12 protein-coding genes are annotated in these 16,251 nt (G+C 62.9%); 5 read left to right on the top strand and 7 right to left on the bottom strand.

Going from position 1 to position 16,251, the window contains the following annotated elements; translation table 11 throughout:
- Positions 1-8: 8 nt before the first annotated feature.
- The 7 genes from JDW18_RS03030 to JDW18_RS03000 form a co-directional block, all read right to left on the bottom strand.
- A complete protein-coding gene (locus tag JDW18_RS03030) occupies positions 9-2,723 on the bottom strand; it encodes a sensor histidine kinase (RefSeq protein ID WP_218242279.1) in 2,715 nt (904 codons plus the stop codon).
- Positions 2,724-2,754: 31 nt separating this feature from the next.
- Positions 2,755-3,639 carry a TorF family putative porin gene (locus JDW18_RS03025; protein WP_218242278.1) on the bottom strand — a complete coding sequence of 295 codons (885 nt, stop codon included), beginning with the start codon at positions 3,637-3,639 and terminating at the stop codon, positions 2,755-2,757.
- 86 nt (positions 3,640-3,725) lie between these two features.
- Positions 3,726-5,816, bottom strand: coding sequence for a potassium-transporting ATPase subunit KdpB (kdpB, locus tag JDW18_RS03020; RefSeq protein ID WP_218242277.1), 2,091 nt, complete (start codon positions 5,814-5,816; stop codon positions 3,726-3,728).
- A 3-nt stretch (positions 5,817-5,819) separates the two neighbouring features.
- Entirely contained in the window at positions 5,820-6,533 is a 714-nt protein-coding gene (kdpC, locus tag JDW18_RS03015) for a K(+)-transporting ATPase subunit C (protein WP_218242276.1), read from the bottom strand.
- A gap of 78 nt (positions 6,534-6,611) precedes the next feature.
- On the bottom strand, positions 6,612-8,318 hold the full coding sequence (gene kdpA, locus JDW18_RS03010; RefSeq protein WP_218242275.1) for a potassium-transporting ATPase subunit KdpA: 1,707 nt from the start codon (positions 8,316-8,318) through the stop codon (positions 6,612-6,614).
- 235 nt (positions 8,319-8,553) lie between these two features.
- Positions 8,554-8,649, bottom strand: a complete 96-nt coding sequence (gene kdpF, locus JDW18_RS03005; RefSeq protein ID WP_218242274.1) for a K(+)-transporting ATPase subunit F — start codon at positions 8,647-8,649, stop codon at positions 8,554-8,556.
- Positions 8,650-8,770: 121 nt separating this feature from the next.
- Positions 8,771-10,045, bottom strand: coding sequence for an MFS transporter (locus tag JDW18_RS03000; RefSeq protein ID WP_218242273.1), 1,275 nt, complete (start codon positions 10,043-10,045; stop codon positions 8,771-8,773).
- 264 nt (positions 10,046-10,309) lie between these two features.
- Here JDW18_RS03000 and JDW18_RS02995 point away from each other — a divergent pair, with 264 nt between their 5' ends.
- The 5 genes from JDW18_RS02995 to JDW18_RS02975 all read left to right on the top strand — a co-directional run bounded on the left by JDW18_RS02995 (position 10,310) and on the right by JDW18_RS02975 (position 16,140).
- Positions 10,310-11,938: a peptide chain release factor 3 gene (locus tag JDW18_RS02995; protein ID WP_218242272.1), complete on the top strand. Its 1,629-nt coding sequence runs from the start codon at positions 10,310-10,312 to the stop codon at positions 11,936-11,938.
- Positions 11,939-12,089: 151 nt separating this feature from the next.
- On the top strand, positions 12,090-12,890 hold the full coding sequence (locus tag JDW18_RS02990) for an HAD-IIB family hydrolase (RefSeq protein ID WP_218242271.1): 801 nt from the start codon (positions 12,090-12,092) through the stop codon (positions 12,888-12,890).
- A gap of 247 nt (positions 12,891-13,137) precedes the next feature.
- Entirely contained in the window at positions 13,138-14,124 is a 987-nt protein-coding gene (locus JDW18_RS02985) for a TRAP transporter substrate-binding protein (protein WP_218242270.1), read from the top strand.
- Between the two features lie 193 nt (positions 14,125-14,317).
- Complete coding sequence (locus JDW18_RS02980; RefSeq protein ID WP_218243752.1) at positions 14,318-14,833, top strand: TRAP transporter small permease; 516 nt, start codon at positions 14,318-14,320, stop codon at positions 14,831-14,833.
- 20 nt (positions 14,834-14,853) lie between these two features.
- On the top strand, positions 14,854-16,140 hold the full coding sequence (locus tag JDW18_RS02975; protein WP_218242269.1) for a TRAP transporter large permease: 1,287 nt from the start codon (positions 14,854-14,856) through the stop codon (positions 16,138-16,140).
- Positions 16,141-16,251 lie beyond the last annotated feature (111 nt).

The following is a 16,251-nucleotide window of genomic DNA, read 5'->3' as shown; positions in this document are numbered from 1 at the left end:
ACTCTCCATTATTCGTCCAGCCGCGGCTGCTCGGGCACAGGCAGGCGGATGGTGAAGACCGTGCCCGTGCCACCTTCGCCAGCCGTCTCCGCTGCCAGCGGCTGCGCCTGCAGCGATCCGCCATGGGCTTGCACAATGCGCTGCGCCAAGGTCAGGCCCAGGCCCATGCCGGCCACCGAGGATTCACTCACGCCCCGGGTAAATGGCTCGAACAGCGCCTGGGCGCTCAGGTGCTGCGGCAGGCCGGGGCCGGCGTCTTGCAGCACCAACAGGCAATCCTGCCCCTCCATCCGGGCCGCAATCTCGATCGCCGTGCCCTGGGGCGTGTATTTGACGGCGTTGTCCAGCAGGTTCACCAGCACCCGTTCCATCAACACGCCATCCACCTGCAGCAGCGGCAGATCGACCGGCAACGCGGTGCGCACGGTGTGGCCTGCCAGGCGTTCGTGCATCTGGCGCAGTGCGCTGCCCACCAGTTCTTCCACCGGCAGCCATTCGCGCTTCAGGTGCACGCCGCCCTGCTGCAACCGTGCCATGGCCAGCAGGTTGTCCACCAGTTGCTGCATGGACTGGGCCTGGTTGCGGATCTGCACCAGCATGTCGTTGACCGGGCCAGGCGCCGCATGGGGCAAGGCCGTTTGCGCCGCGCCCAGAATGCCGGTCAGCGGCGTGCGCAAATCGTGCGACACGGCGGACAGAAGCGTGTTGCGCATACGCTCGCCCTCCATGGCGATCTGGGTTTGCTGCGCCACCTCCACAAAGTGCACGCGCTCCAGCGCCAGCGCAATCTGGCTGGCACAGGCGTCCAGCAGGCGGCGCTCCTCGGGCACGCGCAGGCGCTCCGGCGCACGCAGGTGCAGCACCAGCACGCCGCGCGCACGCACCGGCGCCATCAGCGGCACATAGAGCGCGGGCGATGCCGCCAGCGTATCGGTGCCCTGCCCGGCGCTCTGGCCGTGCTCCATGCTCCAGCGGCCGATGCTGATGTCGATATTGCCCTCGCTGCCTTGGGCCACATGCAGTTGCTCTGCCGCATCGGGCAACAGCAAACCGGTTTGTGCATCAAACACGCCGCTGACGGTGCCCAGCGCAATCTGCACCACCTGCTCTTGCTTGAGCGCACCCGACAGATCGCGCGCCAGGCGCGCCAGCGCACCGGCGCGGCGTTCACGCTCTGCCGCCACACGTGCCTCGTGGCGCAGCCTGGCCATGAGCTGGCCGCAGACCAGGGCCACGCCCAGCATCAAGCAGAAGGTGAAGATGTACTGTGTGTCGTTGACGCTGAACGAGTCAATCGGCGGCACAAAGAAGTAGTCAAACAGCAGCACCGACACCAGCGCTGCCCAGGCGCCCGGCCCCTGCCCCCAGCGCAGTGCCGACAGCACCACCACCAGCAAAAAAAGCATGACCACATTGGCAGGGTCAAACACATTGAGCAGCAACTCGGCCACGCCAGTGGCGGCCAGGCAGGCCAGCGTGGCGCCGATATAGGATATGAACGAAAAACCCTTCTCGCGCGCTACCGGCGCGCTCAAGGCGCTCTCATTTTTGCTGTGCGCGGTGGACAACAGCAGCACATCCAGATTGGGGTTGTGCTGGGCAATCTGCTCCGGCAGGCTGGCTGGCCTCCAAGGCAGCCAGCGGCTGACCCGGCCTCGGTCCACGCGCGCCAGCACCAGGTGGCTGGCATTGCGCTCGCGCGCAAAGTCCACCAGCGCCTGCGCCACATCCGATCCCGGAATGGTGGCGGTTTCGGCGCCCAGGCGGGCGGCCAGGGCCAGCGTCTTTAAAACCCGCTCCTGCGCCGCACGCGGGCGGTGCTGGCGCGCGGGGGCATCCACATAGACCACCACCCAGTCGGCCTCCAGCCGACGCGCCAGCCGCGCCACCTGGCGCACCAGCGCGTCGTCTCCTGCGCGGCCACCCACGCCCACCAGCAGGCGTTCGCGCGCGGGCCAGACATCGCCAATCGCCCGTTCACGCCGGTAGTCGCGCATGTCCTCGTCCACCCGGTCGGCCGTGCGGCGCAGCGCCAACTCGCGCAGCGCCAGCAGATTGCCCAGGCGAAAGAAGTTGTGCGAGGCGCGCTCGGCCTGCTCCAGCGCATAGACCTTGCCGGCCTTGAGGCGCTTGAGCAGCTCCTCGGGCGGGATGTCGACCACGATGACTTCGTCGGCATCGTCAAAGATATGGTCGGGCACCGTTTCGTGCACCTGGATGCCGACGATGCCACTCACCACATCGTTGAGGCTTTCCAGGTGCTGCACGTTCAGCGTGGTCCACACGTTGATGCCGGCGGCCAGCAGCTCTTCCACATCCTGCCAGCGCTTGGGGTGGCGCGCGCCGGGCACGTTGCTGTGCGCCAGCTCGTCCAGCAGCAGCACATCGGGGTGCTGCTCCAGCGCACCATCCAGATCAAACTCAGGCAGCCGCCGCCCCTGATAGGGCAAAGGCTTACGCGGCAGCTGCCGCAAGCCGTGCAGTTGCTGCTCGGTCTCAGCCCGGCCGTGGGTTTCGACCAGGCCCACCAGCACCGCGCGGCCGGACTGGCGCTCGCGCTGGGCGGCGGCCAGCATGGCATAGGTCTTACCCACGCCTGCGTTGGAGCCAAAGTAGATGCGCAGCTTGCCGCGTGCGGCCTGAGCCTGCTCGGCCTGCAACTGGGCGACCAGCGCATCGGGATCGGGGCGTAGCACAGGGGAGGAAGAGGAAGAAGATGGCATCAGGCGTTCAGCGTATCACTCAAATACAGGCTCAGAAGCCCGCACTCAGGCCCAGCACCCAGCCGCTGCGGCCCAGGCTGCGCCACTGGCCCTGGCTGTTGACGGCGCTGTAATAGCGCTCGTTGGCCGAGGTTCCGGCATAGGCCAGGCTGGCCGTCCATGCGCCCCAGGTCTTGGCCAGCGAGACGCGCCAGTCGGCATAAGACACCGCGCTGTAGTTGCGCACATAGGTATAGCCGCCATGCAGACCCAGTGTGGCCCAGTCGCCCAGCGGATGCTGGTAGTTCAGATCCAGATACTGGCTGCCACGGCTGCTGCCTTCAGGGGGCAGCGCCGAAGCAAAGGCCGATCCGGCCGTGCTGTCCCGCAGGCCGAAATACGGCGTCAACGCCACTGACCATTTGGCGCTGAAGCCGCCATGCGTGGTACCCAGATAGGCTTCGGTGGTATCAAAGCGCTTGCTGCCACCGCTGTCTGTGGCCAGGCGGGCGCCGGGGTATCGGTACTGCAGCAGGCCGGCATCAAGCTGCCAGTCGGGCGCGACCTCGCCACGCCAGCCGCCATAGATATCGTGCTCCAGTCCCTGGCCCAGGCCATAGCTGTTGGTGGAGACATTGGACAGCGAGGTGCCCAGATACCAGCCCTGGGGCAGGGCCAGTTCCACCCCGCCCTGCACGGCAGCGCCCTGCCAAGTCTGGGAGATGCCGCGAAAGCGATAGTCGCTGAGCAGGCTCAGGCTGCCGGTCAGCGGCAGCTTGTGTTCGGCGGGTACATTTGCTGCATTTTCAGTAGCATCCTGATATTTATTTTCCTCGGCTTTGACCGAACTAGCATAAGAAATCGCGATCAGCAACAACGTCGATGCAATGGCGAAGGAACGTTTGGCCAGGAATGTTTTGACGGCAGATTTGCACATAGGAATTCACAAGAGACAAGGCTTGCCCCTGCCGCCGCAACAAAGCGCGGGCAACACAGGGCGAAGCTCAAATACCAGAGGAACGCTCAGACCAGGCCGAGCACCGTGAGCAACAGATCGATGATCTTGATGCCCACAAAGGGCACGATCAGGCCGCCCAGGCCATAGATCAGCAGATTGCGGCGCAGCAGCACGGCGGCGCCCACGGCGCGGTACGGCACACCGCGCAGGGCCAGCGGTACCAGCGCAATGATGATCAGCGCGTTAAAGATCACGGCACTCAGGATGGCTGAATCGGCGCTGTGCAGTTGCATCACATTGAGCGATGCCAGCTGTGGATAGGTGCCCACAAAGGCCGCCGGAATGATGGCGAAATACTTGGCCATATCGTTGGCAATGCTGAAGGTGGTGAGCGCGCCGCGCGTCATCAGCATTTGCTTGCCGGTTTCCACCACCTCGATCAGCTTGGTGGGATTGCTGTCCAGGTCCACCATATTGCCGGCCTCTTTGGCCGCCTGCGTGCCGCTGTTCATGGCCACGGCCACATCGGCCTGGGCCAGCGCGGGCGCGTCGTTGGTGCCGTCGCCAGTCATGGCCACCAAACGCCCTGCGGCCTGGTGGTTGCGGATCAGCTGCAGCTTGTCCTCGGGCTTGGCCTCGGCCAGGTAATCGTCCACGCCCGCTTCGGCGGCGATGGCGGCTGCGGTCAAAGGGTTGTCGCCCGTCACCATCACGGTCTGAATGCCCATGCGGCGCAGCTCGGCAAAGCGCTCTTTCATGCCGGGTTTGACCACGTCCTTGAGCTCGATCACGCCCAGCACCTTGGCCCCATCGGCCACCACTAGCGGCGTGCTGCCCTTGCGCGAGACGTTGTCCACCGCCTGCTGCACCGGTGCGGGGAAGCTGCCTCCCAATGCCTCGACATGGCGGCGCACGGCATCAGCCGCGCCTTTGCGCAGGCTGCGCGGGCCTTGGGGTGTCGATAAATCCACACCACTCATGCGCGTCTGGGCCGTGAAGGGCACAAACTCGGCCAGCAACTCAGCGGCATTGCGTGCGGGCAGGCTGTGGCGCTCTTGCGCCAGCGCCACCACGCTGCGGCCTTCGGGGGTTTCATCCGCCAGCGATGCCAGTTGCGCGGCCTCGGCCAGTTGCTGGGCCGTGGTGCCGGGCGCGGGCAGAAATTCGCTGGCCTGGCGGTTGCCCAGGGTGATGGTGCCGGTCTTGTCCAGCAGCAGCACATCCACATCGCCTGCGGCCTCCACCGCGCGGCCCGAGGTGGCAATCACATTGGCCTGCATCATGCGGCTCATTCCGGCTACGCCAATGGCCGACAGCAGCCCGCCAATGGTGGTGGGGATCAGGCACACCAGCAGCGCAATCAGCACCGCAATACCCACCACCTGACCGGTACCGGTCTGCGCCACGGCAAAGGCCGAAAACGGCCACAGCGTGACGATGACCATCAAAAACACCAAGGTCAGGCCCACCAGCAAGATGGTCAGCGCCAGCTCGTTGGGGGTCTTCTGGCGCTTGGCCGATTCGACCATGGAGATCATGCGGTCCAGAAACGATTCGCCGGGGTTGACGGTGACTTCCACCACCAGCCAGTCCGACAGCACGCGGGTGCCGCCGGTGACCGAGGAAAAATCGCCGCCTGCCTCACGGATCACGGGTGCCGATTCGCCGGTGATGGCGCTTTCATCCACCGAGGCCACACCAGCGATCACCGTGCCGTCCAGCGCAATCGTGTCGCCGGCTTCGACCAGCAGGGTCACGCCCTTGCGCAGCTCGCTGGCGCGCACCGGAATCCAGGCGCTGCCGTGGCGCGGCTGCTCCAGCACCTTGGCCACCGTGTCGCGCTTCATGCCCCGCAAACTGGCAGCCTGGGCGCGACTGCGGCCCTCGGCCAGGGCTTCGGCAAAGTTGGCAAACAACACGGTGAACCACAGCCACAGCGCAATCGCCAGCGTGAAGCCGGACTTACTGTCCTCGCCTTCCACCAGTCCCTGCGCCCACAGCAAGGTGGTCAGCATGGCGCCCAGGTAGACCACGAACATCACCGGGTTGGCCCATTGCGTGCGCGGCGAGAGCTTGCACAGCGCACCCCACAGCGCGCTGCGAACCAGCGCAGCATCCAGCAGGCCACTGCCTGCTTTTGTTTTGATAGCTGACATCGATTACTCCTTGCGCGCTGCAGGCTGTTGAGTCAAATCATCCAGAGCCAGATTGAGGCGCAGCACGTTGACGCGCGGCTCGCCCAGCAGGCCCAGGGTGCGCGACTCGGTCGCGCCATTCATCAAGGTGTGTACCTGATCGGCATTCAACCCGCGTGCCTGTGCCACACGCTGCAGTTGCAGCTGGGCATTGGCCACGGAGATATGCGGATCCAGCCCCGAAGCCGAGGCCGTGACCGCATCCACCGGTACGGCAACATCCGGCGCCAGGCCGTTGTCGGCCCGGTACTGCGCCACCCGCTGGGCTACGGCATCAGCCAGGTCCTTGTGCGTGGCGCCCTGGTTGCTGGCGCCCGACAGGCCCGCGTTGTAAGGCGTGGCAATGCTGGCCCCCTCTTTGGCAGGATCAGGCGCCGTGGTGGCGCTGGGCCGGCCATGGAAATACCGGGCGCCGTCGAACTGCTGACCGATCAGCGCCGAGCCCACGGTCTGGCCGTTGCGCTCGATCAGGCTGCCGTTGGCCGCATGGGGAAACAGCGCCTGGGCCACACCGGTGGTGAACAGCGGATAGGCGATGCCGCCCACCAGCATCACCACCACGGCCGCGCGCACGCTGCTGGCCAGCAAACGGCCCCAGGAGGCCGCCGGCACATCGCCTTGTGCAGACACCACAGCAGACACCGCCCCTGTGGAAAGTGTTTGAGAAGAAGATTTCATAACTTGCTCCTTGGACTGCGGTCAGCGCACAAGAGGGCGACCGCAGTTCGTTGGCAAAATAGGTGCGATTCGGTGGCTTCAGGAATACAGTTGGCCCACCAGCATCTGCAGGTGCTCCACGATCGGCCCCAGCGCCAGGGCCGGCAAGAAAGTGAGCCCGCCCACCACCAGCACCACGAACACCAACAGCCCCATGAACAGCGGCGTGGCCGTAGGAAAGGTGCCGGGCCCGGTGGGCACCGTGGCCTTGGCGGCCATGCTGCCGGCCACGGCCAGCAGGGGCAGCAAGGTCAAGAAGCGCCCCGCCAGCATGGCCAAGCCGATGGTGGTGTTGAAGAACGGCGTGTTGGCGTTCAGCCCCGCAAAGGCCGAGCCGTTGTTGGCCGTGCCCGAGGCATAGGCGTAGAGGATTTCCGAGAAGCCGTGCGGGCCGCGGTTGTTCAAGCTGGCCACCGCATCAGGCCAGAGCACGGCCAGCGCGGTAAAGCCCAGGATGGCGGCAGGATGCGCCAGCACCGAGAGCATCACCAGCTTGATCTCGCGCACCTCGATCTTCTTGCCCAGAAATTCGGGTGTGCGGCCAATCATCATGCCGGCCAGAAACACCGTGAGGATGGCGTACTGGATCAGGTTGATCAGGCCCACGCCATCACCGCCGAACACGCAGTTAAGCATCATCTGCGCCAGCGGCGTGATGGAGCCCAGCGGGGTCAGCGAATCGTGCATGGCGTTGACCGAGCCCGTGGTGGCCGCCGTGGTGGTGGTCACAAACAAGGCGGTGTCGGCAATGCCAAAACGCAGCTCCTTGCCTTCCATATTGCCGCCGCTTTGCGTGGTGCTCCACTGCTGGTCGGCACCGGCGCGGGCCAGCAGGCTGCTGCCGTTTTGCTCGGCCGTAAACACCAGTGCCAGAAAGCCGATGAACATCACCATGCAGGCACCAAACAGCACCCAGCCTTGCTTGCGGCGCAGCAGCATGGAACCCAAGGCATAGGTCAGCCCGGCGGGGATCAGCAGCATCGACAAAATGTGCAGCAGATTGGTCAGCGGCGTGGGGTTCTCGAACGGGTGGGCCGCATTCATGCTGAAGAAGCCGCCCCCGTTGGTGCCCAGGTGCTTGATGCTTTCAAAACTGGCCACCGGGCCCATCAGCAACTGCTGCCGGGCGCCTTCCAGCGTGCTGGCTACTGCCTCGGTGCCCAGGGTCTGAGGCATGCCTTGCCACACATAGACCAGCGCCATGCCAAACGACAGCGGCAACAGCACGCGCCAGAACACGCGCACATAGTCCACCCAGTAATTGCCCACATCCTGGCTGCTGGAGCGTGCCAGACCGCGCACAAAACCTGCGCAAGCCGCTACCCCCGTGGTAGCACCGGCAAACATCAGAAAGGTGATGGCGGCCATCTGCGTGGCATTACTCAAGCTGTTCTCACCCGCATACGCCTGCCAGTTGGTATTGGTCAGAAACGAGGTGGCGGTGTTGAAGGCCAGATCGGGCGTTTGCGCCGCAATGCCCAGCGGGTTCAACGGCAAGCTGCCTTGCAGCCGCAAGAGCAGATAGCCCAGCAGCAACATGGCTGCGTTGGACAAGACCAGAGCGCTGGCGTAGCGCTGCCAGCCCATGCGCTCGGCCGGGTTCACGCCCAGGGCGCCATAGGTGGCGCGCTCCAGCCAGCTGTGGTGCTCGCTGGTAAAGCAGCGCGCCAGCCACTGCCCCATGGGAATGGTCAGCAAGGTCGCCACGGTCAGCACCGCGGCAAATTCCATCCAGGGTAACCACATAAAATTTCTCCGATTCAGCCGCTTGCGTTCGCACCTGCACCATCCAAACAAGAGGTGCCAAGCAAGGGCCGCCCCGCAGCGACGGCGCCGTCCCCCTTGGGGGAAGGCGCACAGCGCCTCAGGGGGTAATTCTTAGATCCGCGCCAGAGCGCGCAGGAAGCCCAGCAGCCCAACAAAGCAGACAAGCGTCAGGCCCACAAAAATGAGGTCTTGCAGCACTTGCATGGCGGCCCCCTCAAAACTTCTCGGGGCGCAGCAGCGCATAGCCCAGATAGGCAAACAGCCCTGCCGCCGTGATGGCGGCCAGGGTCTCAATCCATGTGATGTGCATTTATTTCCTCCCGCAGGCCGTTGCGGCCCGTTTGTGATGGAGGAAATGTAGAAGTCAGCCCGTCAAGGGCGAGTAGAGATTGGCGCCAGCCGTATCAAGACGGCGTATAGATGTGGATGGATCAAGCCTGCAGCGCACGCTTGGCCGCCTGCGCAGCCAGCCACTGCACGCGCAGCGCCAGCCCGATCACCAGGGTCAGCACCAGCAGGGAGACCATGCCCACGCCATTCCAGCCCCAGCGCGACCAGAACCAGCCTGCACCGGCACCCAGCACGCTGGAACCCATGTAATAGCCCCAGAGATAGAGCGATGACGCATGGCCCTTGCTTTGCGTGGCCAGCCGCCCCACCCAGCCGCTGGCGACAGAGTGGGCCACAAAGAAGCCTGCCGTCAGCAACACAATGCCAAGCACGATGGCTGCCAGCGCATGGAACAGGGTCAGTACCACGCCTGCTGCCATCAGCAACGCACCCGCAATCAATACCGGACCACGACCAAGACGGTCAGCCAGACCGCCAGCCATTGGCGAGGCCACCATGCCAAACAGATAGGCGTAGAAGATATGGCTGATCTGTAACTGACTCATGCCGTAAGGCGCCGCGCTCAGCAAAAAGCCGGCGTAGTTGTAGATGCTGACAAACACGCCCATCAGGCCAAATGCAATCAGAAACAGCAGCGGCAGCCCTTTGTGGTGCAGATGACGGCCCCACGCCTGCAGGTGATAGCGGGCGCCCAGCCCTGTTTTCTTGACGAAGTTGCGCGAATTGGGCAGCAGCAAGACAAAGCCCAGCGCCGCCAGCAAGTCCAGCACCGATAGAGCTGCCATGGCATGGCGCCAGCCCCAGAACTCCGTCATGGCACTCATACCGATGCGGCCCAGCATTCCACCCAGTGCCGTACCGCCCACATAAAGACCCATGGCAAAGCCCAGGCCCTTGGGGTCGATCTCTTCCGATAGATAAGCCATGGCCACGGCAGGCACGCCGCCGAGCAAGATGCCCTCAAGCGCACGTGCAGCCAGCATGGCATGCCACTGTGGCAAAAACGAAGCCACCAGATTGCACAGTGCCGCCAGCGCCATCGAGATGAACATCAGCTTGCGCCGCCCCAGCCCTTCGGACAAAGCGCCCGCCAGCACAATGGAAGCCGCCAGGCAAGCCGTGGACACAGACAGCGCCAGCGCGCTTTGCGCAGGGCTTACGCCAAAAGTCTGAGATAGCTCAGGCAGCAATGGCTGCACGCAGTACAGCAGCGAAAAAGTAGCAAAGCCCGCCAGAAACAAGGCCACGCTGACCCGCCAGTACTGGGCTGTTCCGCGCTGTATCCATACAGGGGCAGCAGAATCTTGCGGTTGGGTGGCGAAGGTTGTATTCACATCGCGTGGAGCGCTGTTCATGGCGGGAAAGCAAAAACCTGGGGCAATGCAGCTATTGTGCTCTCGGCAAGAGCCTCACCATCTGTGCCCAGCCCCAGCCAATGCGAACGGAAGGCTCTCAATTCCGCGCCGCCTCCATGAATTGCCCCTGCCGTTAAAATAAGCGCCCTCAAGCCTTATTCACAGGCCCGTCCGTCTGGTCGCGGCCTTGTGCAGCAAGCGGACCGCTGCACCTTTTGTTGTCACAGCCGGCGTTCTCCGGCTGTATTTACAGCTCTCAATACTGTGTCATACGCCCCAGAAACCCGGCGCCGTCGTACGTTCGCCATCATCTCCCACCCGGACGCGGGTAAGACCACGCTGACCGAAAAGCTGCTGCTGTTCTCGGGTGCGATCCAGATTGCTGGCGCCGTCAAGGGCCGCAAGGCGTCGCGCCACGCCACGTCCGACTGGATGGAGATTGAAAAGCAGCGTGGTATCTCGGTGGCATCGTCGGTGATGCAGATGAGCTACCGCGACCACGTGATCAACCTGCTCGACACCCCCGGCCACAAGGACTTCTCGGAAGACACCTACCGCGTGCTGACGGCCGTGGACTCGGCGCTGATGGTGATTGATGCGGCCAACGGTGTGGAATCGCAAACCCGCCGCCTGATCGAGGTGTGCCGCCAGCGCAACACGCCCATCATCTCCTTCATCAACAAGTTCGACCGTGAAGTGCGCGACCCGCTGGACATCATGGACGAAGTCGAGCGCGAGCTGGGCATGCCCTGCTGCCCCATCACCTGGCCCGTGGGCCAGGGCAAGAGCTTCGGCGGCATCATCAATCTGCGCACGCAGAGCATGACGGTGTTTGCCCCCGGCAGCGACCGCGGCCCCAAGGACTTTGAAGTCATTCCCCTGAGCGAAGGCGACAAGCTGCGCGCCCGCTTTGGCAAGGCTTATGACGACGCTCTGGAGTCGATGGAGCTGGCCGTAGGCGCCTCGGCCGAGTGGAACCACGAAGACTTTCTGGCCGGCAAGCTGACGCCCGTGTTCTTCGGCTCGGGTGTGAACAACTTCGGTGTGATGGAAGTGCTGGACGCGGTGGTGGACATGTCGCCCCCACCCGGCCCGCGCGTGGCCTTCACGGAAGTGAACCGCAACCGCGAAGAACGCATCATCAAGCCAGAAGACAGCGGCTTCTCGGGCGTGGTGTTCAAGGTGCAGGCCAATATGGACAGCAACCACCGCGACCGCATCGCCTTTGTGCGCGTGGCCAGCGGCAAGTACACCCCCGGCATGAAGATGAAGGTGCAGCGCACCGGCAAAGAACTGCGCCCCACCAGCGTGGTGACCTTTATGTCGCAGCGTCGTGAAGCAGTGGACGAAGCCTATGCGGGCGACATCATCGGTTTCACCATCCACGGCGGTGTGCAGCTGGGCGATTCGATCACCGATGGTCCCAACCTGCAGTTCACCGGCCTGCCCTTCTTTGCCCCGGAAATGTTCATGACCGTGGTGCTGAAGAACCCGCTGCGCACCAAGCAGCTGCAGCAAGGTCTGATGCAGCTGGGCGAAGAAGGCGCGATTCAGGTGTTCAAGCCCGATGTCGGCGGCAATATGCTGTTGGGCGCTGTCGGTCAGCTGCAGTTTGAAGTGGTGCAACACCGCCTGAAGACCGAATACGACTGCGATGTGCGCCTGGAAGGCTGCCAGTACACCGGTGCGCGCTGGATCACGGCCGACTCTCCCGCCGAGCTGCGCGAATTTGAAAACGCCTATCCCATGCGCCTGGCACACGATGCCGCCGACACGCTGGCCTATCTGTGCACCAGCCCGTATGACGTGCGACTGGCGCAAGAGCGCTTCCCCAAAATCCACTTCCACCCCTTGCGTGAACACGCTGGACTGGCACTAGGCTCAGCGAACTGAGCCTCACCCCCTGAGCGGCTTTGCCGCTTCCCCCTCTCTGGCGCTGCGCGCCGGAGGGGGACGACATCCTCGCTGCGAGGCGGCTCTTGCTCGATGTCTCTGAGTTGGGCCTCGCCAATGTTATGCGTGGATCTATATTGAGAGAGCTTTTGTGAGTAACGAATTTCTGCGCCCTTTGTCGGAACTGCCGGTTCCCGCCAACCTGCTGGGCGTGCTGACCGATATCGACGACACCTTGACCACCGAGGGGGAAGTGCCCGCCCATGTGGTGGCGGCCATCGCGCGCCTGAAAGACGCGGGTCTGAAGGTGGTGCCCATCACCGGCCGCCCGGTGGGCTGGAGCGTGCCGTTTGCATCGGCCTGGCCGGTGGATGCCATCGTGGCCGAAAACGGCGCCGTGGCACTGCGCCGCAATAGCGCGGCGGGCCTGGACAAGCTCTACCAGCAGGGCGATGCTGAACGCGCCCGCAACTTTGCGCGCATGCAGGAGGTGCTGAGCCAGATCGAAGCCACCGTGCCCGGTGCCAACCGGGCCACCGATTCGATGGGCCGCGAATGCGATATTGCCGTGGACCACAGCGAGTTCACCCACATGCCCCAGGCGCAGATTGACCAGTGCGTGCAGATCATGCGCGACGCGGGCATGAACGCCACGGTCAGCTCCATCCACATCAACGGCTGGTTTGGTGGCCACAACAAGCTCGAAGGTGCGCGCTGGATTGTGCGCGAGCTGTTCGATATCGACCTGGACGCCACACTGGGCCAGTGGATCTACATCGGCGATTCGACCAACGACCAGCTGATGTTCCAGCACATGCCCTTGTCCGTGGGCGTGGCCAATATCGCGCGCTTTGTGCCGCAGCTGCACCACCTGCCGCGCTATGTCACCACCGCCGAGCGCGGCGACGGCTTTGTGCAGCTGGCTAATCAGATTCTAAATACTCAAAAATAAGAGCAGCCAGCGCCTATTAATTAAAGGTTTCAGCGATGAATTGCCTTGATATCTATCGATAGAGAGCGCCGAACACGCTCACCACAAAGCCCGCAACTTGATACCTTGCGGGCTTTTTTACGCCTCATCCATCGTCAACCACGATGCACATACACGCATAAGACGACCCCTTGATGCGTAAAAACCCACGGTTGGTACTCACTACAATTTTTGATTTATTTCAAAACATTTCCGAGAGACCCATACCATGCGCATGATTCGCCGCACTTTCGTCGCCTCCGCTGTGGCAGCTACCGCCGCACTGACCGCAGGTACCGCTTTTTCCCAAGGCAAGGAAGTCAAGATTGGCTATGCGCTGGCGGTCAATTCGCACTACGGCGCAGCTGCTAACGCCTGGGCTGAAGGCGTGGAAAAAGGCACCAACGGCGCCTACAAGTTCAAGCAGTTCCCCGCGTCCGCACTGGGCGGCGAGCGTGAACTGATCGAAGGCCTGCAACTGGGCACCGTGGAAGCCGCCATCGTTTCCACTGGCGCGCTGAGCAACTTCGTGCCCGATGTGGGCGTGGTCGATATTCCCTTCCTGTTCCGTGACACCCATCACGCTCGTGCCGTGATGGATGGCGCATTTGGCCAGGATCTGCTGGCCAAGTTCCAGAAGCGCGGCCTGGTTGCGCTGGCCTGGGGTGAGCAAGGTTTTCGCCACCTGACCAACAACAAGCACGCTGTCACCAGCGTGGCTGACCTCAAGGGCCTGAAAATCCGCGTGACCGAGAACCCCGTGCACATCACGGCCTTCCGCACGCTGGGTGCATCGCCCACTCCCATGTCCTGGCCCGAAGTGATCGGCGCGCTGCAGCAGGGCACGATTGACGGTCAGGAGAACCCCATCTCCGTGCTGAGCTCGGCCAAGCTGTGGCAAGTGCAAAAGCACCTGACACTCACCGCTCACGTCTACGCTCCCATGGCGCTGATCGTCTCTCCCTCGTTCTGGGGTTCGCTGAACGCAGCCCAGAAGACCGCTTTCACCGAAGCTGCCAAGAAGGGCGCTCTGGCTTCGCGCGCTTTTGTGGACAACGTGGAAAAGAAGGGCGTCGAAGAAGCCAAAGCCAATGGCATGAAGGTTGTGGAGAAGATTGACCAGGCCGCATTCCGCGCTGCACTGGAGCCTGCGTACAAGGAATACGCCAAAAAGTTTGGCCAGAAGACACTGGACTCCATCACCGCCGTCAAGTAATCCCGCAGCAGGCCTGCGCCCCCTGCAGCGGGCCTGCTAGTTTTTCATCTCACTGGCAAAGCCCGCTTTGCCCGGCTGTGGTCAGCACGAATGGACTTGCGCCAATTCATGCCAATGATGAAGCAGCCCCAACTTCGTGACGCAGTCCACGTCGGCAGCGACTTCACTGCCGCGACTGCTCACCCCCACTCCTATGCTTGATCGTATCGAACGCATTCTCGTAGCCTGCAATCGCTGGCTGCTGATCTTGCTGTTGCTGGCCATGGCCTGCATCGTTTTTGCCAACGTCGTGCTGCGCTACACCACGGGCGACTCCATTGTCTGGGCTGAAGAAGTAGCCCGCCACATGATGATCTGGGTCACCTTTTTAGGCGCTGGCCTGGTGCTGCGCTTTGGTGGCCATGTGGCCATCGACAATCTGCACCGCACCGTCAGCACACGCAGCGCACAGATCATTCGCGGCATTGTCGTGGTCAGTCTGGCTGTGTTCTTTGTCGTGATGACCGTGACCGCGTCGCAGTACGTTTACGCCACGCGCTTTCAGACCACTGCAGCCACGGACATCCCGATCTCCTATATCTACGGCGCCATGCCTGTGGGCTTTGTGCTGATGCTGATTCACCTGCTGTTCATTGCGCGCGGCTACATCACCGCCGGCAGCTTTGCTGAATCCGACGAAATGGACGCAGACGCCGCAGCGTCCATCTAAGAGCTAGCAGGTTAAACATCATGGGTATCACTTTATTTGTTGCCATCATCGTCCTGCTCACGCTGGGCTTTCCGGTGGCGTTTGCGCTGGCCATTTCGGCGGCGCTGGCGGTCTTTGTCGGTGGACGTTATCCACAGCTGATCGTTTTCAAGGAAATGTTCACGGGCATCGACAGCTTTCCGCTGATGGCCGTGCCGTTTTTCATTCTGGCCGCCGAGCTGATGTCAGGCGGCGCACTCACCGCTGTGCTGCTGCGCTTTGCGGCGCAGTTTGTCGGTCATCTGCGTGGCGGTCTGGGCTATGCCAACGTGCTGTCGCTGACCTTGTTCTCGGGCATTTCTGGCTCGGCTCTGGCCGATGCCGCCGGCCCCGGCTCCATGATGGTCAAGATGATGGACAAGGCTGGCTACGGCCGCCCTTATGCGGCGGCGCTGACAGCCAGCACGGCCATCGTCGGCCCCATCATTCCGCCCTCAGTCAGCATGATCATCTATGCGCTGCAGGATGAAAACGTGTCCGTGGGCGGGCTGTTCATGGCCGGTTTTATCCCCGGCATTCTGATTGCACTGGCCATGGCTGCGGTCAACTGGTGGGTTTGCAAAAAGCGCGACTACCGCAGCACCGAGCCACGCCCCAGCGCCCGCGAGATGTGGGTCAACAGCTTCAAGGCCATCCCCGCACTGATGCTGATTGTGCTGATCGTGGTCGGCATCCGCTTCGGTATCTTCACGCCGACAGAGGCTTCCGTCGTGGCGGTGTTCTATGCGCTGATCTGCGGTAAATGGATTTACCGCACGCTGCAATGGTCTGCCCTTCCAGGCATTCTGGCCCGCTCAGCCATGCTGACTGCCTCGGTGCTGCTGGTCATGGCCACCTCGGCAGCCTTTGCCTGGGTGCTGACGGTGGAAGGCATTCCGCAGTATCTGTCTGAACTGATCGTGAGCTGGGACCTGTCGCCCACCATGTTCCTGATCGCCGTGAACATTCTGCTGCTGGTCTTCGGCATCTTCATGGAGCCACTGCCTGGCGTGATGATTCTGGTGCCCATCCTTGCACCGATTGCCTTCACTCTGGGCATCGACCCCACGCACTTTGCCATGGTGGTGATCGTCAACCTGACGCTGGGCATGATTACACCGCCAGTGGGTGGCCTGCTGTTCGTGACTTCGGTCGCCACACGCGTATCGATTACCGACCTGACGCGCGAGATGCCGCTGTTCCTGCTGGCCCACTTCATCGTGCTGTGCATGCTGACCTTCATCCCCGCGCTGTCAACCTGGCTGCCGCATACGCTGGGTTTCCAGTAAGCCTCACTGCTTTCTCTCAAAGGGCTGCCTTGTGCAGCCCTTTTTCGTTGCGGTACGGTCATGTTGAAATCAATCAGACGACACGTTTCAGGACAATAGGCCCACCTACAC

This window comes from Comamonas fluminis (assembly GCF_019186805.1).
Lineage (GTDB): Bacteria > Pseudomonadota > Gammaproteobacteria > Burkholderiales > Burkholderiaceae_C > Comamonas > Comamonas fluminis.
This window is presented reverse-complemented; position numbering and strand designations above follow the sequence as displayed.